19 protein-coding genes are annotated in these 22,231 nt (G+C 63.1%); 10 read left to right on the top strand and 9 right to left on the bottom strand.

Annotated features, from left to right (window positions below):
• The first annotated feature begins 206 nt into the window (after nt 1-206).
• Together ABWU19_RS07495 and ABWU19_RS07490 are read left to right on the top strand one after the other, a co-directional pair.
• Nucleotides 207-2,924 carry a hypothetical protein gene (locus ABWU19_RS07495; protein ID WP_435901084.1) on the top strand — a complete coding sequence of 906 codons (2,718 nt, stop codon included), beginning with the start codon at nt 207-209 and terminating at the stop codon, nt 2,922-2,924.
• A gap of 44 nt (nt 2,925-2,968) precedes the next feature.
• On the top strand, nt 2,969-4,171 hold the full coding sequence (locus tag ABWU19_RS07490) for an adenylosuccinate synthase (protein ID WP_027876324.1): 1,203 nt from the start codon (nt 2,969-2,971) through the stop codon (nt 4,169-4,171).
• 8 nt (nt 4,172-4,179) lie between these two features.
• Here ABWU19_RS07490 and ABWU19_RS07485 read toward each other — a convergent pair whose 3' ends face one another.
• Together ABWU19_RS07485 and ABWU19_RS07480 are read right to left on the bottom strand one after the other, a co-directional pair.
• Entirely contained in the window at nt 4,180-4,656 is a 477-nt protein-coding gene (locus ABWU19_RS07485) for a YbaK/EbsC family protein (protein WP_027876323.1), read from the bottom strand.
• Complete coding sequence (locus tag ABWU19_RS07480) at nt 4,653-5,771, bottom strand: M20 family metallopeptidase (protein ID WP_435901083.1); 1,119 nt, start codon at nt 5,769-5,771, stop codon at nt 4,653-4,655. The genes ABWU19_RS07485 and ABWU19_RS07480 overlap by 4 nt, the downstream gene beginning before the upstream one ends.
• A gap of 56 nt (nt 5,772-5,827) precedes the next feature.
• On the opposite strand from ABWU19_RS07480, the gene ABWU19_RS07475 reads away from it, so the two are divergent.
• Nucleotides 5,828-7,669, top strand: a complete 1,842-nt coding sequence (locus ABWU19_RS07475) for an arginine--tRNA ligase (RefSeq protein WP_435901082.1) — start codon at nt 5,828-5,830, stop codon at nt 7,667-7,669.
• Between the two features lie 98 nt (nt 7,670-7,767).
• Here ABWU19_RS07475 and ABWU19_RS07470 read toward each other — a convergent pair whose 3' ends face one another.
• Entirely contained in the window at nt 7,768-8,919 is a 1,152-nt protein-coding gene (locus ABWU19_RS07470; RefSeq protein WP_435901081.1) for a hypothetical protein, read from the bottom strand.
• A gap of 437 nt (nt 8,920-9,356) precedes the next feature.
• Here ABWU19_RS07470 and ABWU19_RS07465 point away from each other — a divergent pair, with 437 nt between their 5' ends.
• Both ABWU19_RS07465 and ABWU19_RS07460 read left to right on the top strand, forming a co-directional pair.
• Nucleotides 9,357-10,037, top strand: coding sequence for an AfsR/SARP family transcriptional regulator (locus ABWU19_RS07465; RefSeq protein ID WP_435901080.1), 681 nt, complete (start codon nt 9,357-9,359; stop codon nt 10,035-10,037).
• Nucleotides 9,962-11,197: a hypothetical protein gene (locus ABWU19_RS07460; RefSeq protein ID WP_435901079.1), complete on the top strand. Its 1,236-nt coding sequence runs from the start codon at nt 9,962-9,964 to the stop codon at nt 11,195-11,197. Before ABWU19_RS07465 ends, ABWU19_RS07460 begins: the two co-directional genes overlap by 76 nt.
• Nucleotides 11,198-11,381: 184 nt before the next feature.
• Here ABWU19_RS07460 and ABWU19_RS07455 read toward each other — a convergent pair whose 3' ends face one another.
• Nucleotides 11,382-11,651: a glutaredoxin family protein gene (locus ABWU19_RS07455; protein WP_435901078.1), complete on the bottom strand. Its 270-nt coding sequence runs from the start codon at nt 11,649-11,651 to the stop codon at nt 11,382-11,384.
• A 203-nt stretch (nt 11,652-11,854) separates the two neighbouring features.
• On the opposite strand from ABWU19_RS07455, the gene ABWU19_RS07450 reads away from it, so the two are divergent.
• Nucleotides 11,855-12,664, top strand: a complete 810-nt coding sequence (locus ABWU19_RS07450) for a DNA-formamidopyrimidine glycosylase (RefSeq protein ID WP_435901077.1) — start codon at nt 11,855-11,857, stop codon at nt 12,662-12,664.
• 13 nt (nt 12,665-12,677) lie between these two features.
• On the opposite strand, the gene ABWU19_RS07445 is transcribed toward ABWU19_RS07450, so the two are convergent.
• Complete coding sequence (locus ABWU19_RS07445; protein WP_435901076.1) at nt 12,678-13,019, bottom strand: hypothetical protein; 342 nt, start codon at nt 13,017-13,019, stop codon at nt 12,678-12,680.
• A gap of 241 nt (nt 13,020-13,260) precedes the next feature.
• Between ABWU19_RS07445 and ABWU19_RS07440 the strand changes: the two genes are divergently transcribed.
• Nucleotides 13,261-14,229, top strand: coding sequence for a D-alanine--D-alanine ligase family protein (locus ABWU19_RS07440; RefSeq protein ID WP_435901075.1), 969 nt, complete (start codon nt 13,261-13,263; stop codon nt 14,227-14,229).
• A 29-nt stretch (nt 14,230-14,258) separates the two neighbouring features.
• The gene (locus ABWU19_RS07435) at nt 14,259-14,711 is read left to right on the top strand and encodes a cupin domain-containing protein (protein ID WP_435901074.1); all 453 of its coding nucleotides are present in this window, start codon (nt 14,259-14,261) and stop codon (nt 14,709-14,711) included.
• A 56-nt stretch (nt 14,712-14,767) separates the two neighbouring features.
• On the opposite strand, the gene ABWU19_RS07430 is transcribed toward ABWU19_RS07435, so the two are convergent.
• From ABWU19_RS07430 to glgC, 4 genes are all read right to left on the bottom strand, one after another.
• On the bottom strand, nt 14,768-16,114 hold the full coding sequence (locus ABWU19_RS07430; RefSeq protein ID WP_435901073.1) for a glycogen synthase: 1,347 nt from the start codon (nt 16,112-16,114) through the stop codon (nt 14,768-14,770).
• 15 nt (nt 16,115-16,129) lie between these two features.
• Nucleotides 16,130-16,558, bottom strand: a complete 429-nt coding sequence (locus ABWU19_RS07425) for a gamma-glutamylcyclotransferase family protein (protein ID WP_435901072.1) — start codon at nt 16,556-16,558, stop codon at nt 16,130-16,132.
• Between the two features lie 112 nt (nt 16,559-16,670).
• Nucleotides 16,671-17,360, bottom strand: coding sequence for a SagB/ThcOx family dehydrogenase (locus ABWU19_RS07420; protein WP_435901071.1), 690 nt, complete (start codon nt 17,358-17,360; stop codon nt 16,671-16,673).
• Between the two features lie 61 nt (nt 17,361-17,421).
• Complete coding sequence (gene glgC / locus ABWU19_RS07415) at nt 17,422-18,663, bottom strand: glucose-1-phosphate adenylyltransferase (RefSeq protein WP_435901070.1); 1,242 nt, start codon at nt 18,661-18,663, stop codon at nt 17,422-17,424.
• 125 nt (nt 18,664-18,788) lie between these two features.
• On the opposite strand from glgC, the gene ABWU19_RS07410 reads away from it, so the two are divergent.
• On the top strand, nt 18,789-20,948 hold the full coding sequence (locus tag ABWU19_RS07410) for an AAA family ATPase (protein ID WP_435901069.1): 2,160 nt from the start codon (nt 18,789-18,791) through the stop codon (nt 20,946-20,948).
• 224 nt (nt 20,949-21,172) lie between these two features.
• Nucleotides 21,173-22,174 carry a S41 family peptidase gene (locus tag ABWU19_RS07405; protein WP_435901068.1) on the top strand — a complete coding sequence of 334 codons (1,002 nt, stop codon included), beginning with the start codon at nt 21,173-21,175 and terminating at the stop codon, nt 22,172-22,174.
• The last annotated feature ends 57 nt before the right edge of the window (nt 22,175-22,231 follow it).

Here is a 22,231-nt window from a genome sequence, read left to right as displayed (position 1 = left end):
TAATGTCGCATAACTCACCCCCGTCCCTTATTTTCCACTGGGTGTCAAGTCCTTTTCCGAATTGGCGTAAGAGGCTATCTTTTTGAATCCTAGAGCACTCCCTTTGGTCGGGTTAGTTCGCCACCATTCGGTGACGAACTAACCGAATCTGGTATTACAGGGGCGTCCTACACCATCTTTCATCTGATCTGCCTATACTGGGCCCAATGCTGCGCTTACTGGCCGTTGCTTTGCTGCTTGGCTCGCTGGCCCTGGCCCAGTTCGACCCCACCAAGCGCTGGTTCACCCTGCGCACCGAGCATTTCGACATTCATTACCACGCGGGCCTCGAGCGCGTGGCCAGCGAGGCCGCCATCTACGCCGAAAAGGCCTACGCGCTGCTCAAAGCCGACTTCGAGGAGCCGCCGGGGCGGATCAGCCTGGTGCTCTCGGACGTGGGCGATACCCTCAATGGCTTTGCCAACCCAGCCAACAACCGGGTGGGCATTTTTACCGGGCAGTTCCGCAGTTCGGACCTGTTCAACCCCCGGCTTTCCTCCTGGTGGGAGACGGTCATTTTCCACGAGATCGCGCACATCTTCGACCTCTCGCAGGTGCGCGGCCCCCTCAAAGACCGCACCCGCATCTTTGGGCAACTGCCCGCCCAGAGCGCGGTTAAGCCCTTTCCTTTTGTAGAGGGCACGGTGCTCTACCTCAAGCACAAAAAGCTGGGCGAGTCGCGCCTGAACGACGCCACCACCCGCATGATGCTGCGCCAGATGGTCATCTCGGGCAGGTTTCCCAGCCTCGACGAGATCCGCCAGGCCTACAGCCGCTCGGCCTGGCCCCCCCTGGGCTTCCTGGTCTACAACTACAGCGCCTGGCTGGTGCAGTACCTCGAGGTGCGCTTCGGCGAGGATGCCTACCGCCGCTTTACCGAGGCCAACGCCGGGATGCTGGCCTTCAAGGACTTCAACCAGCCCTTCCTGAAGGCCTTTGGGGTCTCGCTCGACCAGATCTACGCCGACTTCGTGCGCTGGCTGCCCGGCCAGTTCGAAGGCGAGATTGCCCGCATACGGGCCGAAGGGCTGACCCCGGTGCAAAAGCTCAGCGCGCTGGGGTTTTTTAGCGAAGCGCCCACCGACTCCGCCAATGGCCTGGTCTACGCCCACGCCTCACCCCTGCGCAGCGGGCTGCGGCTGGTGGTGAATGAAAAAGAACGGGAGCTGGTGAACGGCCCGGCGCAGTACCCGCAGTGGTCGCCGGACGGGCGCTACCTGCTCTTCACCGCCAGCCGGGCGGCCAGCCCCTACTTTGTGGGCAGCGACCTCTACCAGTACGACCGCCTAGAGGGCAGCGTCAAGCGCCTGACCAGCGGCGAGCGGGTCTACTATGCCCGCTATGCCCCCGACGGCCAGAGCATTTTTTTGGCCAAAAACACCCCGGACGGCTCGACCGAGCTGGCCCGCTACTTTATCGAACTCGGGCGCATCCAGCCCCTGCGTAGCTTCCCCCACCAGGACGGGGTGGTGCACTCATTCGCGGTAGCGCCGGACGGCAACTCACTGGTGCTCTCGTTGTTGCGGCGTGGGGGCTTTCAGGACCTCTACCGCTACACCCTGCAAACCGGCGCCCTGACCCCCCTCACCCAGGACAAAAACGTCGAAGCCGACCCGGTTTTTAGCCCGGATGGGCGCTATGTGATCTACAGCAGCGATGTGAACCGGGTGTACAACCTATACGCCTACCGGCTCGAAGACGGGGCGGTGTTCCAGGTAACCAACCTGCTCACCGGGGCCCTCCAGCCCACCATTTCCCACAGCAAGCAGCACCTCATCTTTACCGGCTACGATGAGGCCGGCTACAACCTGTACCAGGTGGCCTATGACCCCCGCACCTGGAAGCGCATAGCTTTGGAGCGCGAACCCCTGCCGGAGTTCAGGCCCGCCGAGGCTGCACAGGGGGAGGCTTACAACCCCTTCCCCTACCTGCGCCCGCTCTACTGGCTACCCACCGCTGGAATCGGGGTGGGTGGGTTTGGCCTTTCGGCGGTGCTGGGTGCTTCGTTTGCGGCCTCCGACCCCGTGGGCATCCATGCCTATTCGGTAGGGGCCGGCTTCGACAGCAATTTTCGTGGGGTCTACTACAACCTGGCCTACCAGTACGCCGGCCTGGGGTTTCCGCTGGTGCTGCAGGCGGTGGGGGCGGGCCGGGATAGCGCCCAGGGCGTGGGTGCTTCGTTCTGGTCGGCGCAGGGGGGCCTGGATATGCAGTACGTGCGCACGGATCTGCTCGAGCCCGCCCTCGACCCCAACCAGAACACGGTTACCCATGCCTTCTCGGCCCGCATTCGGGTATCCGATACCACGGCCAGCGATCTCTTTCGCCTGCGCAGCAGCCTGAGCCTGCTGGGCACGGCTTTTGTGCGGGAGGGCAGCCCGGACTGGCGCTATAGCGTGCAGGGGGCCTTGGGCTTGCAGATGCGGCTGCCGCTCGAGGCCACCCATGTTATAGGCTTGCGCCTGGGAGGGGGCTTCACCACCTCGCCCCTGGCCTACGATGGTTTCGACCTGGGGGCCTTGCCCTTGGTTGCTGGAGGCCAGCCGCCCCTGGCAGTGCGGGGTTACGCGCCGGGCCAGCTGCGGGGCCAGCAGGCCCTGGTGGGCTCGCTCGAGTACCGCCTGCCGCCCTGGAGCCTCGAGCGCGGACTGGGCAACTGGCCGGTGTTCTTCGACGACCTGAGCCTCGCTGTGTTTATGGATGCGGGGGTGGCCGGCTCACCCCTGCGCCTCGAGCAGACCCGCTTCTCGCTGGGGGCGGAGCTGCGCCTTGGCCTGACCCTGTTCTACCTTGCCCCTGGGGGCAGCGTGGCCCTGGGCGGGGCCCAGGGCCTGGGGGAGGCCGGGCCGCGCTTTTACCTCAGCCTGCTGCTGCCTGGTTTGTAGTCAAGGGCTTTTCCCTTTCGGCCTTTGGGCTTAGGCTATATTCCGTGCCAGGAATCGCCATTATTGGAGCCCAGTGGGGCGACGAAGGAAAAGGCAAAGTAACCGACGCCCTCGCCGAGGATGCCGACTTTGTGGTGCGCTACCAGGGCGGGGCCAATGCCGGCCATACCGTGGTGGCCCAGGGCAAAACCTTCAAGCTGAACCTCCTGCCCACCGGGGTCATTCACCCCCAGGCCACCAACGTGCTGGGCGACGGGATGGTCATTGACGCCTACCGCTTCGCCGAGGAGATGCAGAACATCCGGGCCGAGGGCCTGAACCCCCGGGTGCTGGTCTCGGATAAGGCCCACCTGGTGCTGCCCCACCACAAGGCTGTGGAGGCCCGCAACAACTTTGTGGGTACCACCAAACGGGGTATCGGGCCGGCCTACTCCGACCGGGCCCGGCGGGTGGGCATCCGGGCGGGCGATTTGCTCGACGAGGCGGTGCTCAAAGAGCGGGTGCAAACCCTGCTCACCGAAAAACCCAATTCGACTAGAGAAGCGGGCTGGGATACCCCCCAAAAGGCCCTGGCCGACCTCTACCGGATGCGCGAGATGCTGGCCCCTCATATCGCCGATACCGGACAGCTGTTGCGTGAGGCCCTCAAGCAGGGCAAGAAGGTGCTTTTTGAGGGCGCCCAGGCCACCCTCCTGGACCTCAACTACGGCGACTACCCCTACGTGACCAGCTCGCACCCTACGGTGGGGGGAATTATCGTTGGAACTGGGGTAAGCCACAAGGCCATCAATAAGGTCTATGGGGTGGCCAAGGCCTATGCCACCCGGGTGGGCAACGGCCCTTTCCCCACCGAGCTTTTTGGTGAAGAAGACGAATATCTAAGGCAGAAGGGCGGTGAGTTTGGCGTGACCACCGGGCGGGCCCGGCGCACCGGCTGGCTCGACCTGGTGCTGCTCAAATACGCCTGCGAGGTCAACGGTTTCGATGGCCTGGTGCTCACCAAGCTGGATGTGCTCTCGGGCTTTCCGGTGGTTAAAGTGGGTGTCGAGCACCGCCCCGACGGCAGCGTGAAGTACGTGGAAATTCCCGGCTGGGGCAACCTCGAGGGCATCCGCAGCCGCGAGGGGCTGCCCTCGAGCGTGAAGCATTTTATCGAGCTTATCGAAGACTATACCCAGACCCCAGTGGTAATGTTTTCCACCAGCCCCCGCCGCGAGGACACCTTTGGGGCGGTAAGCTGGGTTTAGCCCCCGCTTTACTTGAGGGCCAGCACGCGCCCCCCGGTAAGCTGCAGCAGCTCTTGTGGCGAGAGGCCAAACAGCGCAAAGGGGGTTCCGGCAGCGGCGTAAATGCGCTCGTAATCGAGCAGGTCGGGGTCAAACAGGGCTTCTAGGGGCTGGGTATGGCCGATGGGTGGCACTCCGCCAATGGCAAAGCCGGTTACCCGGCGCACATACTCGGCATCGGGCTTTTCTAACTGCTCCCCCAGGTAGGCCTCGAGCCGAGGCAGGTCTACCCGGTTGGCCCCCGAGACCAACAGCAGATAGGGCTTGGTGCTGGTTGCCCCCCTAAAGATGAGCGACTTGACAATCTGGCCCACCGCACAACCCACCGCGCTGGCGGCTTCCTGGGCAGTGCGGGTTGAGGCCGACAGCTCCTGCACCTGCAGGTGGTCAAAGCCCCGCCGATGCAGGGCTTCCTGCACCTTCTGGGCACTGGGGGAGAGCTTCATTGGGCCAGTTCGTGCAAAAGGCCCGAGAGCAGGGCGATGCGGGCGGGAATTTGCGGGATGTAGACGTTCTCGCTGAGCTGGTGGGCCGCTTCGCCGAACAGGCCCAGCCCGTCCAGGGTGGGTACCCCCAAAGCAGCGGTAAAGTTGCCATCCGAGCCGCCTCCCACCCGCCCCGGGCCAAGCTGTAGCCCTAGCTCGGCCCCGATGCGCCGGGCCCGCTCGAAGAGCTCGAGCGAGGCGGGGGTAGGTTCCATGGGGGGTCGGTTCAGGCCGCCCTCCAGCCAGAGGGTGGCCCCGGGCAGCACCGGTTGCAGGGCCTTAAGCGCGCGCTCGACCCGCTCGGCCTCGGACAAAGTCCAGACCCGCAGGTCGATCTCCACCCAGGCCGTGGCCGCCACCACGTTGCTGGTGGTGCCCCCCTTGATCACGTTGGGCCCCAGGGTGGTGCCCTTCTCCCCGTCCTGCAGGGCCACCACCCTGGGAATCTGGTGGGCCAGCTCGACGATGGCGTTAACCCCTTTCTCGGGCTCGACCCCCTGGTGGGCCGGTTTGCCCTGGGCGGTGAGGCGGTACTGGCCCACCCCCTTGCGGGCCACCTTGAGGTCGCCGTTGCCCATGGGGGCTTCCAGCACCAGCACCAGGTCGTTGCGTAGCGCGCCCGCCTCGATGGCCCCACGTGAGGCCATGGAGCCCACTTCCTCGTCCGGGGTGAAGAGGAGCTCGAGCGCAGGCAGGCCCAGCCCCAGGGCCTGGTTGGTGTGTAAAGCCCACAATAGCTGCACGATGTTGCCCTTCATGTCGTAGACGCCGGGGCCATAGGCCCGCTCGCCCTCGATCTTCCAGGGCACGGCAAAGGCCCCCACCGGATGCACGGTGTCGAAGTGGCACAGCACCAGCACCTTTTTGCCCGAGCCCGGAATGCGTACCCGCAGCAGCGGGCCGTTGGGGGTTTCTTCGCGCTCCAGGCTTCCCAAAGGGCCAAACTGAGTGGCAATCCAGTCGGCCACTTTAGCCAGGCCACCCAGGTCGTGGGAGGGGGCCTCGAGGGTCACGATGGCTTCGAGGTCTCGCAGAATGGCCGGAAGTTGAGGCTGTAGGTGCTCGATAGGCTTCACAGGCTCATACTACTGTCCGCAGAAGCACAGGGGAATCTATCTGCTATCCTATTTCGGTGTTAGCATCTCGCCCCGAGATCAAGTCCCAGCTCAAAGAAGCCATCGCCCAGGCCCTGAGGGTACTGGGTTTGCGTGAATGGCCCGAAATTGTTGTTCAGGAAACCCCAGCGGACAAGGAAGGCGACTACGGCACGCCGGTGGCCATGAGCCTGGCCCGCACCCTGCGCAAAGCCCCGCCCCAGATTGCCGCCGACCTGCTGCAAAACATCCAGCTCCCTGCCTGGGTCAGGCGCACCTTTGTGGTGGGGGGGTACCTCAATTTTGAGCTCGAGCCGGCCTTCCTGGTGCAGTCGGCTGCCCTGCCACTGGCCCCTTTTCCCAGAACCGAGGGCAAGGTACTTTTAGAGCACACCTCGGTCAACCCCAACAAGGAGCTGCACGTTGGGCATCTGCGCAACATCTGCTTGGGCGACTCCCTGGCGCGAATTCTGCGTTTCGCGGGCCGCCAGGTAGAGGTGATGAACTACATCGACGACACCGGGCGGCAGGCGGCCGAGAGCCTATTTGCCCTGCAGTATTTTGGCCTGAAGGAAGCGCCTGCCCAGGTCAAGTACGACCACTGGGTGGGCCAGGCCTACGTGCGGCTGCACCAGGCTATGGAAGACCCTGAGCAGAAAGCGGTCATCGAGCAGGGGGTGGGCCAGACGCTGCACCGCCTGGAAGCGGGGGAACTGCGCGGCGAGGTGGACAAAATTCTGCGGGCCCAGCTACAGACCATGTACCGCCTGGGGGCCGAGTACAACGCTTTGGTCTGGGAGTCCGATATCGTGCGGGAAGGGCTTTTGGGTAAGGCCATGAAGGCGCTGGAAAGCTCCCCCTACGTCTCGCGCCCCAGCGAGGGTAAGTATGCGGGCGCTTTGGTCATGGATACCAGCGCCTTTATTCCGGGCCTGGAAGACCCCTACCTGGTGCTCATTCGCTCCAACGGTACCTCGACCTATACCGCCAAGGACATCGCCCTGCAGTTTTGGAAGATGGGCCTGCTGGAGGGCATCAAGTTTGTGGAGTACGATACCCAGCCCAGCGGCACCACCCTCTACAGCACCCATCCCGCAGGGGTGCACATGCCCTTTGGCGGGGCCAGCGAGACCATCAACGTGGTGGATGCCCGCCAGAGCCATGCCCTGCGGGTGGTGCAGGCCTCGCTCGAGGTCGAAGGGCGGCACGACCTGGCCGAAAAATGCTTTCACCTGGCCTACGAGACGGTGCTGCTGGAGGGCAGGCAGATGTCGGGGCGCAAGGGCATCGTGGTCTCGGTGGACGAGGTGATGGACGAAGCGGTCAAGCGTGTGCGCGCGGTGATTGCGGAAAAAAACCCCGACCACCCCAGCCCCCAGCAAGCCGCCGAACAAATTGGGGTGGGCGCAGTGCGGTTTGCCATGCTCAAAACCGAGGCCAAAAAGCAAATTGACTTCCGCTACGACCAGGCCCTGAGCTTCGAAGGCGATACCGGCCCTTACATCCAGTACGCCTATGCCCGTGCGGGCTCGATTTTGCGCAAAGCCGAAGAGCAGGGGGTTTTGCAGGAAGAAGCCGACTTCGCCCAGGCCACCCCATACGAGGTGGCCCTGGCCAAGACCCTGCTCCGTTTTCCCGAGGCCGTGCAGGATGCTGCCCGCAACAAAGCGCCGCACATCGTGGCCCAGTACCTGCTCGAGCTGGCCGCGGCCTGGAGTAGCTTCTACAACGCCAAAACCCCCGACGGCAAACCCGCTACGCCGGTGCTGACCGCGCCCCCAGGGCTGCGTGGGGTACGGCTGGAACTGGTCAAGGCCCTGCGCCAGACCCTCAAGCAGGGGCTGGGCCTGCTGGGTTTGGAAGCACCCGAGGTGATGTAGCTTATTGCGCTCTTCACAGGCGTGGCCTCCCATCCGGGAGGCCACTGTGCTGTGCAGGACAAAGCAATCGGGTTGTGAGCAGCTCAGTGAAGAGCGCTCTATCTTGTGCTCAGAACCACCCGGCAACCCGCCTGACCACGGCTGCCCTGCTGCCCCTGGCTGTAGAGGTTGGCCTCCCCACGTAGCACGCCATTCACGGCGTTTTGGTACTGCTCTTCCAGCAGACAGGAGATGCTGGCTTGCCCGGCGGAAACATCGAGTCGAACGGTACGGCCCACGTAGGTCAGGCGAAAAGCCCAGTCGGCAGGGAGCGGGTCGCCGCTGCGGTTTTCCACGATTCGGGCCGTGCCGGAAAACCCGTCGCTTTCGGCTTTGCTCAGGGTAAGGTTCCAGGCCACGTTAAAGGCCTCGAGCCGCCAGACCTGGCCGGCCACTGGCTCTTTGCGGGCTTCCTTGAGCCAGACGGGGGCCCCAGCTGCGCCCGAGGTACCGCTGCTGGCGCTGCCCAGGGTGGCGGTGCAGGGCACCCCGGCCAGCGCTACCGTACCCTTGCCGTCGGGCTGGATCAGGCAGGTGAAGGGTGAGGCAAAGCTCGAGGGGGTGGTCGGGGCTTTAAAGTCGAAAACCAGCACGTTTTTGTAGCTGGTGCCCGGCAGGGTATCGGCAAAATAGGCCACCTGGGCGGGGCGGGTGTCTACGCCCTGGGCCTGGGCCTCGAAGACCCCATTCTGGGCTGCGCCCAGCCGCACGTTCCAGGCAAAGCGCTGGCCCTGGGCCTCGAGGGTGAAGTTCCAGACCTGGCCCGGCTCGAGCCGAGGGGGCCAGGCAGGCCTGGCCGAGGCCACCTGAAGGACAGCGCGACATGGGGTAAAGCTAGCGGCAGTAGGGTTGTTTGCAAAGCGGGCCGAACCTTCGTTAAGGGAACTTAGGATGCAGTTAAAGCCGGGCCCTTCGGGAGAGGCTTTGAAGTCGAAGACCAGAACATTTTGAAAGACCGTTCCGGGACTGTTTGCGGTTTGACCAATGGCGAACCTGGTAAAGAAGCCCACCTGGGCCTCGCGGGCATTAGGGCCTTCGGCCTTGGCCGAATAGACTCCGTTCTGGGCTGCGCCCAGCTGAACGGTCCAGCTGGTGTTTCCTATCACCACCAGCCAAGTCTGGCCCGGCTCGAGCCGGGGGGGCCAGGAGGGGTTTTGCGCCAGGGCAAGGCCGAAGGTCGCCAGAAGAAGCAAGATTTTTATTGGGGGCATACTCGCTCGATTTTTTCACAATCGGGCAGGTAGCAGGGGTTATTAATCACAAGTGCAGTAAGGGCTGCGCATGACGCACAACCTCCTTTCAGGACGCCGGTGTTACGTGGATGTGCATTTTGCACACGGGATTGGCTTTTACCGTGTTACCCTGCATGAGAGGTTTAACGAAGGAGTTCACGCTTTGGGAAAAAGAGGTAACGCACAAAGCACCTTTCGAGATGGCTCGAGCCATTTGGTGACGCCTGTCTTCTGGCAAGGTTTGCGCAAAGAACCCCGTGCTGGATCGGCCCTGGTGATACACTCTAATGCTTTTATAGTACCCCGCACAACCAGTGGTCATGGCCAGCATGGCATTCACGCCGGGATTTTCGCTGCCAGGTTTTTGCTACAACCAAGCCACCAGGCCTCCCAGGGAATTTGCAAGGAGCGTACACATGAATAAAACTGGAGGACCTATCCAACTTAAGCTATGGGGCCCGGCCCGGCTGGAGTATCAAGGCCGTGAGCTAAAGCTCCAACGCAAGGGTTTGGCCATTTTGTATTATCTTGCGTTGGAAGGGGCTACCCGGCGCGAAGTTCTAGCCGACCTGCTCTGGGGACACTCAGCGGCCTCGCAGAACCTGCGGGTCGAACTGCACCGCCTGAGCCAGGCTTTGGCCCCCCTGGGCTACACCCTGTTCAAAGCAGGCGAAGACCCCCTGCAACTCCCACCCTTTGTAACGCTGGATCGTACCCCTTCGCCTGGGGCACCCATGGAGGGGCTGGAAGAAATCTCGGTGGAGTTCAGGGCCTGGCTCGATGGCCAGCGTTCGCAGCTCATGGCCAACAGCTCCGGCACTGTGGGGCGCGAGCGCCTGGTGCAGGAGGTGGCCTCGCAAATTGCGTTGCCCTCGGTGCTGATTCTGACCGGGCGGCCTGGCTCCGGGCGCACGGCTTTGCCCAAGCCCTGGCTAAAGTCCTGGGAATACCCTTCCTGGAAGGCCCCCGCGGGGGCGGCAAGGCCCTGCATTACCTGCGCCCGCCCTATACCGACGTTTCGATGGAGCGCATCCTTACCGACCGTGACGGGCTATGGGTGGTGGAGCGCTCCTCCTACGGCGAAGATCCCAAGCTGATTTTGGAGCTCAGGAGCCACTACCCCGCCGAGCGAACCCGCTACATTACCCTGCCTCCTTTGTCCTGGGCCGAGGCGCGGGCTTCTATGCTCTCGAACCTGCCCTTTGCTCAGGCGGCGCGCTTGTTTCTGGCTTCGGGAGGCTCGCCGGGCCACCTGCGCGAGCTGCTGGCTGTCCCCCACAGCGGTACCGAGCTGCCCTTGCCCCAACGGGTGCGGGCGCAGGTTCAGCTCGAGGCGCGGATGCTTTCGCTGGAGGCCCGCCTGGCCCTCGAGCGCCTATCGGTGCATCCGGGCCCTTATAGCCAGGGCCTGCTGGATGCCCTCGAGGCCACCCCTTACCTCGACGAGCTCGAGCGCCGTGGCTGGCTGATTTATGCGGGCCAGTGGCAGTTTGCCGATGATGCCAGCCGCCGGGTGCTCTACCTGGGGCTGCAACCGGGCCGGCGCCAGCAGTACCACCGCCAGGCCGCCCTGCAGTGCGCCATGGAGGAGCAGCGCATGGCCGAGGCATACCACCGCCTGATGGCCGGTGACACCGCCGATTGGGGCACATTTGTCAATACCCTGCCCGGCTGGACACGCTATGGTCTTAAAGCCTGGCTGGGCATGAGCGAAACCCTCCCGATGTCGCCCAGCATAAGTGGGGTGGCCAGAGGCAGCGAACTGGCCTTGCTGGAAGAAGCCCGCTTTGGGCAGGGCTTCGAGGTGGATGGGCGGCATGTGCGCTGGATACGCACCCCTTCCCAGGGCACCACCTCGGGCATTATTTGGGCCAGCCACGACGAAGCTTCGCTGCTGCGCCTCAAAGGCAACGTCTACGTGGAAAACCCCTTAGGGGTGGGCATTTCGGGACGCGCTGCGCCCCTTACGCTCGAGATTCAAGAACCGCGCGAAGCCCGTGCCATTTTCCTCCCAGGCATTCAGGCTGGCGCTCTGGCCGACAATGCGCTTTTGTTGCCTTTGCAGGAAGAACTCGAGGTCTGGTTTCGGGTGCCGGCTGGTGCCAGCGTTCGCCTTACCAGCAGCGCCGAAAGTGGCCTTATTGACCTCGAGATCACCTCCTACCGCATTGCCCCTGCCGCCCAGGCCCAGTCGGCGCCCAGAGTGGAGGTATTCGAATTTTTTCGTAACGCGGTAGAAGCCGCGAGGAAAAGCTAACCAAGCAATAGTAAAGTACCCAGTGCGGCTTTTTGGCTGTACTGGGCATGTTTTCTTGTACCGAATTTGGCTGGGTCACCGCTGTGATAAGAAATGTCCCCAATGCGTTCTTTTTGCTGAGGCCCCTGAAGCACCGCCGGGGCTTTACATCCAGTCGGTTTTGACCTGTACTCAACAGAAAGCTTCAGGTAGGGTTCATATGGCCTGGCCGAAGGCCAACCTGCTCGACCCAGGCCTTAAGCTTGCCCATAGAGAACCGGCTCAACGAGGCGGCATGCTCGCCATATACCAGGGTGGGCACGCTGCGCTTGCCGTTGTTGACCTTCATCACCAGCTCTAAAGCGCTGGGGTCTTGCTCGATATTGACTTCCTTGAAAGGCAAACCAAGGTTTGCCAGGGCTTGTTTGGCGGCATGGCAGTCGGGGCACCAGGAGGTTGTGTACATGGTAATCATAGCCAGCGAGCAGTTTAGAGGAGACTGCACCCCAGCAGTGTGTGTTTGCCAACTTGTTTTGCTGCCCGGCAAGAACCACCTCAGGCCTTATGGGTTCGTGCGATGGGCCCCAGCACCTTATGCCTGCCAGGTCTACGCTTATTGGTTTTGGTCATGTGCAGCAGGGTTTTCCCTGTACATAGCTGGTATAACTGTATGTTGCCATGCCCGAGCTTCCCGAAGTCGAGACCACCCGGCGCATCCTCGAGCCCTACCTGCTGGGCCAGCGCATCCAGAAGCTACTGCACCAAGACCCCGCCCGTTACCGCTACACCGAGCGGGCCGAGGGACGCAAGGTATTGGGCACCTCGCGCCGGGGCAAGTACCTGATTCTGCACCTCGACAAGAGCCTGGAAGCCATTATTCACCTGGGTATGACCGGCGGCTTTCGCTTTGAGCCACACCGGCATACTCGAGTGACCCTGCACCTGCCTCACCAGACCCTGTATTACACCGACCCCCGCCGCTTCGGAAAATGGTGGGTGGTGGAGGCGGGCGACTACCACGAGATTGGCCTCTTAGGCCGCATGGGGCCCGAGCCGCTCTCGCAGGACTTTACCCTGGCCGGCTTCAAACAGGCCCTGGCCCAGACCGCTCGAAAAATCAAGGAGGTATTGCTCTCCCAAGAAGCGGTGGCGGGGATAGGCAACATCTACGCCGACGAGTCGCTGTGGCTGAGCAAAATTCACCCCGAACGGCCTGCGGCTTCGCTCTCGGAGCCCGAAATCCGAAGGCTGTACCGGGCGATCCGGGAGGTGATGCGGGAGGCGGTGGAGGCCGGCGGTTCCACCCTCTCCGACCAGAGCTACCAGCAACCGGACGGCGAACCCGGCTACTTCCAGTTCCAGCACAACGCCTACGACCGCACCGGTCAAGCCTGCAATCGCAAAGGCTGCATAGGCAAGATCGCCAAGATCGTAGTGGGGGGGCGCGGAACACACTTCTGCCCGAAGTGCCAAAAAAATACCCGGTAGGGCACAGATCAGCCTAGCTCGGCTTTTCCGAACCCGTCGGCTCGGCCTGCGGCAACTTTCCGCGCTCGGCCAGGGTGTGGGTCACAATCCAGGCCTCGGCTTCCTCGGGGGTTTTAACCCGCCAGACCTCCTCGCCGGTACGCTTGTCCACGATGCCGTAGGCCTTGCTCCCTTTGAGGGGTTTGTATTCGTAAGGGGCCGATTGCAAAAACTGCTCCACATCTACCCCCTCACCCAGCACCTGGCGGAACCAGGCCTGCTGGGCTTTCTCGACCCGCCGGTAGCCCCAGTAGTTGACCAGGCCAAACAGGGCGATGAGCACGAAGAGGGCCAGGAAAACAGCGATCCAACTCATGACCCCAGTCTAGAGCACTCTTCATACCGCTCACAACTTGAATTGCTGTGTTCAGCAAAGCCCAGTTGCCTCCAGGATGGTAGGCAACGTCTGCGAAGAGTGCGATATATTCGGATGGGCCTTTAGCACAGCTCGAGGCCCCACCACCATCTTTGAATAGTATCATCATCCATATGAGTCAATTGCACATCGTACTCCTGGTGCCCCCGCTCTGTATGACCCGGCTGGCATGGAGGGCCCTTTGAGGGTCTTGCTGCTGGCCGGTGGCCCTCCCGGCGAACACGAGGTCTCGCTCTCCTCGGCGCGGGGCGTGCTGGCGGCCATGCCCCACCCCACCGAGCTGGCCGTGATGGCCAAGGATGGCTGGTGGCTGCTGGGGGAGGACGCGCACGAAGCCCTGCTGGCCGGGGTCGCGGAGCATGGTAGCCACCCCTTCCCGCCCCCCATTCCCTGGCCGGATTACGAGGTGGTTTTTCCCTTGTTGCATGGCCCCCTGGGCGAGGATGGGGTGATCCAGGGGTTTTTGCAGTTGCTGCGGCGGCCCTACGTGGGCGCAGGCGTGGCCAGTTCGGCGCTGTGCATGGACAAGGACCTCTGCAAGCGGGTTTTGCAGCAGTCCGGCATACCGGTGGTTCCCTGGGTTACCCTTTACAAAGGCGAGCCTGCCTCCAGGCCGCCCTTCGCGCCGCCCTACTTTGTCAAACCGGCCAACACCGGCTCCTCGGTGGGCATCTCCAAGGTCAAGGCCGACCAGGACGCCTCCAAGGCCCTGGCTGAGGCCTTTGCCTGGGACCATAAGGTGCTGGTGGAGCAGGGGATAGAAAAGGTGCGGGAGCTCGAGGTGGCCCTTTTAGGCAATATCCAGGCCGAGGCCAGCGTGGTGGGCGAGATTACCTACCAGGCCGAGTTTTACGACTACGAGACCAAGTACACCGCGGGCAAAGCCCAGCTCCATCTGCCTGCCCCCATTGCCCCCGAACTTTCGGACAAAATTCGGGCCACGGCCATTGCTGCCTACCGCATCCTGGGGGTGCGGGGCATGGCCCGGGTGGATTTTTTCCTGGCGGAAACAGGTGAGCTCTACCTCAACGAGTTCAACACCATCCCCGGCTTCACCCCCACCAGCATGTACCCCAAGCTCTGGCAGGCCAGCGGCCTCGAGTACCCGGCGCTGCTCGACCGGCTGGTGCGGTTGGCGCTCGAGCCCTAGCGCCTTTCGGGGCCTGGGTAAAATACGGCATGGCGCAAACCCCTGGAACCGGGCCAATAGACCCGGGCATAGTAGAAGACCACGGCGGCATCAGCGTGATTCGTGGCGGTGGCAAAAGTCGGAGCTGGAACGGCATCCAGTACCTGCAGGGCATGTCCGCTAAAAATGTGGGCTCGACCGGCCTTTCCATCAACGTGGCCACGGTACCCCCGGGAGGCATTGCCTATGCCCATATCCACCAGGGCTTCGAGGTGATGCTGTTTATCCTGCAGGGTAAAGTCAAACACACCTTTGGCGAGAATCTGGAAAAGGAAGTCGTCAACCAGGCGGGCGACTTTATCTACATCAAACCCGGCGTGCCGCACGAGGTTTTCAACATAGGCGAGGAGGAGCTGGTGGTCTTTGTGGCCCGTTCGACGGCGGACGAGTGGGACAAAATTGTCAACTACCCTTCCCGCTACCGTCCGGCTGAGGGGAGCTAACGGGCAGAGCGAGCCTATCGCACTCTTCACAGGCGGGGTTCTTATAGCCCGTTGCTCTATGACATCCCCAGCAGTTGCCGGTAGAGGGCCACATACTCGCGGGCGGGCTTGTCCCAGGAAAAATCCTGCTGCATGGCTTTCCTAGCCACCGACTCGCGGTCGGGGTGCTTGAGGAATTCCCGCACCCCGTGCAGAATGCCGCCTGCGTCCAGCGCGTCGAACATAAAGCCGGTTTCCCAGTGCTTTACCGTGTCCAACAGGCCCCCCACGGCCCGCACAATCGGGGGGGTTCCGTAGCGCATGGCGATGAGCTGGGCCAGCCCACAAGGCTCGAAGCGCGAGGGCATTAAGAAGCCGTCGGAACCCGCGTAGATGCGGTGGGCCAGGGCTTCGTTGTAGCCCTGCACGTAGGCCAGACGACCCTTGAGGTGGGCGGCCATCCAGGTGAAGGTGCGCTCGAGGTTGGGGTCGCCGCTGCCCAGCACCACCAGGTTTATGCCCAGGCCCATCAGGCCGTCTACCGCATCGGCAATCAGGTCGATGCCTTTTTGCTGGGCAAAGCGTGAGACCACCCCCAGGGTGGGGCGGTCTTCCAGGGCCAGCTCCGATAGCAGCAGGGCCCGGTTCTGGGCCTTGCCCGAGAGATCACTGGCGTCGTAGTGGTGCTGGAGGTAGGGGTCGGTGGCGGGGTTCCAGTAGTGGGTATCGAGGCCGTTCAAGATGCCCCGAAGCTTCCACTGGTGTGCACGCAGCACGCCGTCCAGCCCCTCGCCCCCTTCGGGGGTGGTAATCTCCCAGGCGTAGCGGGGCGAGACGGTGGTCACGGCGTCGGCGTTCACGATGCCAGCTTTCATCAGGTTGACCGAGCCGTGGTGCTCGAGGCCTGCCCCGTAGTAGGTTTCGCCCGGCAGGCCGGTCCAGGCGTAGAAGTCCTGGGAGCCCCAGACCCCCTGGTAGGCCAGGTTGTGGATGGTATAGACCGTGCGGGCTTTGAACCAGCCCCGGTTGCGCAGCAGGGGCAGCAGGGCGGCCTGCCAGTCGTGGGCGTGAACGATGTCGAAGTCGCCCAGCAAATGGGCGGTGGCCAGGGCGAAGCGCACGAAGCGGCGGAAGTCGTCGGGGTAGCCGTAGGGCTTGTCGCGGGCAAAATCCCCCAAACCCACCAGCACGTAGCGCACCCCGTTGTGCTCGGCGTGCCCGATGCCCATCTGCTCGCGGCGGCCCTCGAAGCTGAACCAGGCCTCGCCCACATAGTAGCCCTGGATACCCCAGTACCAGGGCAAAAAGATGGTGGGCTCTAGTCCCTGCCTCTGCAGGGCCTGGGGCAGACTCCCGATCACATCGGCCAACCCACCCACTTTGGCGAAGGGGAAAGCCTCGGAGGCAACAAAGGCGACTTTCATAAGCTTTAAGGCAGTCTACCCTTTTGGCTGCGTTTGTTCACGCCAGACCCCCTCCGGCAGCCAGATGCCCGATACGCTTTGCACGGCTTGCAGGCTGGGGTAGGTATACAGCCAGACTGCACAGGGTTGTGCGGCCTGGCGGTAAAGGTAGGCGGTGGTGGGGATTCGCAGGTACTCGCTGCCCTCGTCCTCGAGCGCATCGAGCAGCTCTAAGGCATGGGACAGGTCGGCAAACCACTGCACCTCGCCAAAAACCCGCCCTTCCCCCTGCACCACCCCCGGATAGGCATAGGGCCGCAAATCGCCCTGGGGGATGTGAAACAGCCGGAAACCTTCGATGTAGGCCAGCTCCGAGCGCACCCAGCCGGCCTGCCGCGAGACCGAAAAGTTGCGCTCGCCCTGCTTGAGGGTGCCGTAGACAAAAACCGCTTCTGGAGCGTCCATCTCTAGCAAAGCATACCGCCTATGGCCGCGAAGCGAAGGCGAAGGCCCTACCTTCCGCTGCCAGGAGGGGCACTGGCCTAACCGTTACTTGGGGGAGGAGGGCACCCGCGGTCTACCGGCCCAGCAGCAGCACCACCACCGGATGCTCGGTATCGGGCAGCGAAAGGAGTTTACGCACTTCTTCGTCGTAGAAGGTCTCGGCGGGGTAGGCCTGCAGGCCCAGGGCGGTGGCGGCCACCATAACCTCGCCCACCGCGTAACCCACCTCGAGCAGGGCATAGCGAAACCCACGCAGCCCAAACACCGCCTCGGAGCGCTCCGGTACGGCACTAAAAACCACCAGCGCCGCCGAGGCTTCCACCGCCTCCAGATCCATCAGGGCTGCCCTCCAACCCTTGGGGTCAAAGCGGCTGGAAAGCTGTTCTAGCTGGTGCTGTTTGGCAGCGTAGTGGTAGATGCCCTGGAAGGTGTCCTGTAGGTGCTGCACGGCCAGGTAGACCTCGAGGGGATAGGCCCCCCCTGCCGAGGGATAGCCCCGCCCCCCCCGGCGCACCGCCAGCGGGGCCAGCACCTGCGAAAGCTCGGCCTGGGTGATGGAGGAGCCCACTTTGGGGGTGGTGGGCGCGACCCTGGACAGCACCCGCCATACGGAAGGCCCCCCGTCGCGCGCGGGCTCTGCGAGTTCTACCGATTCCAGCGGATTGGCATAGACCTTGGCCGCAGGGGCCCGCCCACCCGGTAGCTGGTCTCCGGGGAAAATGCGCGTCAGGCGATAAAAAACCTTACCAGGGTGCTTGTCCATAAAAGCCTGTAGCCAAAGGCTGATAGCTCATAGCAAAACCGCTATCGGCTATAAGCACACATTAGAACCTAAAGCTCTTGGGCACCACCACAATGCCCTCCGAGGTGACGGTAAAGCCCCGGGCGCGGTCGGCCTCGAGGTCGTAGCCAATCTCGGTGTGGGGGGGGATGATGACGTTTTTGTCCACGATGGTGTTGCGCAGCTTGGCGTAGCGCCCCACCTCCACCTCGTCGAAGAGCACGCTGCGCTCGACCAGGGCATAGGAGTTGATGCGGTTTCTACGGAAAATCACCGACTCGCGGATGGTGCCCCCGGAGATGATGCAGCCCCCGGCAATCAGGCTGTTGAAAGCCTGCCCGGTACGGGCGCCGGCCTCGTGCACAAACTTGGCCGGTGGGGAGTTGAAGTTGGCCGCCCGCAGGGGCCATTCGGGGTTGTACAGGTCGAACTCTGGGGTAACCTGAATCAGATCCATGCTGGCTTCAAAATAGGCGTCAATGGTACCCACATCGCGCCAGTAGGTGTTGGGGCCTTGCTGGCCGGGGATGGGGTTGCGCTTGAAGTCGTAGACCTGGATGCGGTAGCCCTCGCTCAGGGCGCGGGGGATTACATCTTTGCCGAAGTCGTGCGAGGAGTTGGGGTCTCTGGCGTCGTGCTCGAGCTTCTCTACCAGGGCTTCGGTGCGGAAGATATAGTTGCCCATCGAGACCAGGGCCTGGTCGGGTTTGCCCGGGATGGGGGTGGGGTTTTTGGGCTTTTCCTGAAAGCCCACCATGCGCCACTGGTCGTCTACCTGAAGCACCCCAAAGCGGCTGGCTTCCTGGATGGGCACCGGGTAGGCAGCAATGGTTAGGTCGGCGCGGTGGTCGTTGTGGTAATCGAGCATGTGGGCGATGTTCATCTTGAAGATGTGGTCGCCGCCAAAGATCGCCACATTCTCGGGTTTGTGGTTGTTGACGAGGTGCAGGTTCTGGTAGATGGCATCGGCGGTGCCACGGTACCAGACCGGCCCTAGCTCCTCGTAGCGGTACATCTGGGCCGGCACCAGCAGGATAAAGGCATCCTCCAGAAAGCCCCCAAAGCGCCAGTGCCGTTGCACGTGCTCGGTCAGGGACTGGGCTTTGAACTGGGTAAGCACGTAGATGCTGTAGATGCCCGAGTTCAGAAAGTTGTTGAGTACAAAGTCAATGATGCGGTAGCGCGCTCCAAACGGCACAGAAGGCTTGGCGCGTTTGGCCGTGAGGGGAAATAGCCTTGAACCCTGCCCCCCCGCGAGAATCATCCCAAGAACACGCATAGACATGGCGTAGTTGCCTCCTTTGGCAACAGCATAACAGGCTTGAGTTTTGCCTGAAAGCCTTGGGCCGGGCTTTTTGCTGCGCCTTGTCCAGATTCTTTACTGCCCGGCTGTGGGTATACTTGTCCCGCATGAAGCTTTCTTACGAGGCGCTGGAGTGGCGTACATTTTGCGAAAATTCCGACGAAATGGCCTTATTCCCGCCAGCAGTACCCTTTTTTGGTCAGGAACGGGCCAGGGATGCGCTGGAGATAGCGATTCGTGGGGGTTTCCACGCCTATCTGGTGGGGCCTTCCAGCCTGGGGAAACACGAGGCATTGCTGGCTTATCTGAGCACCCAGACCGTTGAAACCCCGCCCGACCTGCTGTATGTGCCATTGTCGGAGCGAAAGGTGGCGGTGCTGACCCTGCCCAGCGGCCAGGAAACCCATCTGGCCGAGGCCGTGGAAAACCTGCTCCTGGAGGTCAATCGGCTGGACGAGCTGTTTCGCCAGGGCTCTTTTCTGCGGGAAAAAACCCAGCTCGAGGCCCACTTCAAACAGTCCCGTGAGCAGCAGCTGGCCGTGCTTCAGCAAGAAGCCCAGGCGGCGGGGTTTGCCCTATCGGTCAGTGGCGAAAGGCTGGAGTTTACCGGCCCCGGCCCGGTGCCAGCCGAACTCAGTGCCCGGCTGGAAGAGGTTACGCTGGGCAGCCTGGCTGCTGCTGCCGAGCTCGAGGTCGCACTCCGGCGGCTGCGCCGCGACTGGGCGCTGCATTACCTGAACAACCGCTTCGAGCCGCTGTTTCAACGCTTCCCCCAGGCCAGGGCCTACCTCGAGGCCCTGCGGGCCCGCCTGGCCCGCTATGCCGAAACTGGCGAACCCCTCGACCCGGCCCAGTGGCGGCCCAACCTGCTTACCTCTTCCAGCAGCGGCACCCCACCCCCCATCGTCTACGAACCCTACGCCACCGCCCCCCGGCTTTTTGGGCGGCTGGACTACATCGTAGATCGTGGAGTATGGAGCACCAATGTCAACCTGATTCGCCCCGGCGCGGTTCACCGCGCCCAGGGGGGGTATCTGATTCTGGACGCCCTGAGCCTCCGGCGGGAGGGTACCTGGGAAGCCTTCAAGCGGGCCTTGCGCAATGGGCAGGTCGAGCCGGTTACCGAGCCCCAGGCCCCAGCGGGCCTCGAGGTCGAGCCCTTCCCAATCCAGATGCAGGTCATGCTGGTGGGCACCCACGAGGCTTTTGAAGCCCTGGAAGAGGACCCGGCCTTTAGCGAACTGTTCCGTATACGGGCCGAGTTCTCGCCCACCCTGCCGGCCAGCCCCGAGAACCGGATGGCCCTGGGGGGGTGGCTTCAGGCCCAGGGCTTCCAGCTCACCCAGGGCGGCCTGACCCGGCTCTTCGACGAGGCCCGGCGCAGCGTCGAGCAGCGCGAGCGCATGGATGCCCGGCTGGTTGAGATTCGCGCCCTGGCCGAGGAAGCCGCTGTCCTGGGCGAAGGTCTTATCAGCGCCGAGGCCGTCGAGAAAGCCCTGGCCGCCCGCGACCACCGAAACTTCCTTTCCGAAGAAGAGTTTTTGCGTGCTGTACAAGAAGGGACTGTAAGCCTGCACACCACCGGCAAAGCGGTGGGTGAAGTAAACAGCCTGGTTGTCGTTGAAGCTGCGCCCTACTGGGGCCGCCCGGCCCGACTGACCGCACGGGCCGCCCCAGGCCGCGACCATCTGATTTCTATAGACCGTGAGGCTGGTCTGGGAGGGCAAATTTTCCACAAGGCGGTACTGACCCTGGCTGGCTACTTGCGCAGCCGTTATGTGGAGAACGGCCCCCTGCCGGCCACCATCAGCCTGGCCTTTGAGCAAAGTTATGTTTCCATTGAAGGCGACTCGGCGGGGCTGGCCGAGCTGGTGGCGGCGCTGTCGGCGATTGGCAACTTCCCCCTTCGGCAAGACCTGGCCGTAACGGGGGCGGTAGACCAGACCGGCAAGGTGCTGGCGGTGGGGGCCATCAACGCCAAAGTGGAGGGTTTTTTCCGGGTATGCAAGACCCTGGGCCTTAGCGGCAGCCAGGGGGTGATTCTGCCCAGGGCCAACCTTCCCAACCTGACCCTGCGGGCCGAGGTGCTCGAGGCCATTCGCGCTCGGCAGTTTCACATCTACGCGGTCGAGACGGCGGAAGAGGCCCTCGAGCTGTTGACTGGAGCCCGCATGGAAGGTTTTCGGGGCCTGCAGGGCCGTATCAGGGCCGCCCTGGAGGAGTTCGCCAAGCTCGAGGAAGGCTACGATAAGGAAAAAGAGTCATAGGGCGCTACCAGCACACCAGGGCCTACCGCACTCTTCACAGACGCGACCTCCCCTCCGAGAGGCCGCTGTGCTGTGCAGGGCAAAGCAATCAAGCCGTGAGCAGCTCAATATTTGTGAAGAGCGCTCCAGGTCCACTTTTCGCTTGAACTTGCTTGCCCTGGCAAACCGGCCAAAACCTGCATGGCGCTCACTGCGGGCCTGACCCAGTCGCGTATCATGCAGCTATGCGTGGCTGGGTGATGGGGTGGATGCTTCTGGGAAGCCTGGTTCTGGCCCAGGATACCCAGGCTTTTGCCCTGCGCCTCGAGCAAGCCTGGAGGCTGGTTAAAGAGCGCTACTACGACACGGGCTTCAACGGCGTGAACTGGGAAACCGTGGGCGATACCTACCGGCTCAAGCTACGCGAGGTGCGGGACTGGGAGGGGTTGTATCGTTTGCTGGACGAGATGTACGCCGAACTGCGCGACGACCACTCGAGGGTGTTGAGCCCTGAGCAGGCGCGGCGTCTGCTGGGCGGAGAACCGTGCCTGTCCCTGCCCTTTAAAGACCAGGACTTGCTTCCACCCTCGGCCCAGCCCGTGCCTCCCTCGAGCCCACCGCAGGCCAAACCCCAGCCCACCAACCCAACCCCAAGCTCGAGCCCCCCCTATGAAGCGCCACAGGTGCGCTTTACCGATGGGGTGGTGGTTGTACGGATCGCCAATCTTGTAGATAAAGAGGGCCTACAGGCCCTGCAGGAGGCCATTCGTCGCTACGAGGCCGGGGCCCGGGGCTATGTGCTCGACCTGCGCGGCAACCCTGGCGGGCTGGTGCTGCGTATGGCCGAGGTCGCGGGGGTCTTCATGCGGGGCGTACCCTGGCGCATTGTGAGCCGGGGCCTGGGGGCCATTCCGTTCCCCACCACCCCCTTCTTGGGTCGCCCACAAACGCAAAAACCCCTGGTGGTGCTGATTGATGGCAACGTCCACTCTGCCGCTGAAGGGCTGGCCGGGGCGCTGAAAAACGCCGGAAGGGCCTACCTAATCGGCACCCGCAGCGCCGGCAATACCGAAGCCCTCACCCCCTACTGCTTCCCCGATGGCGGGGTGGCCCTGGTTGCGAATGGAGTTCTGGCCCCCTTCAGTGGCCCCACCTGGGAAGGGCGCGGGGTGGAACCCGATCTGGTGGAAGCAGACCCCAAAGAACAGCTCGAGGCCGCTTTGCGCTACATCCTGCGCCAGCGGTAGCGGGTCTTTGCGGGGTTTGGGAGCCGCCGGAAAAATCCGGTGGAATGGACGGGGTTG

The organism is Meiothermus cerbereus, from assembly GCF_051297115.1.
GTDB lineage: Bacteria > Deinococcota > Deinococci > Deinococcales > Thermaceae > Meiothermus > Meiothermus cerbereus_A.
Note: the sequence above shows the minus strand (reverse complement) of the source record. Positions and strands in the feature narration are given on the sequence as shown.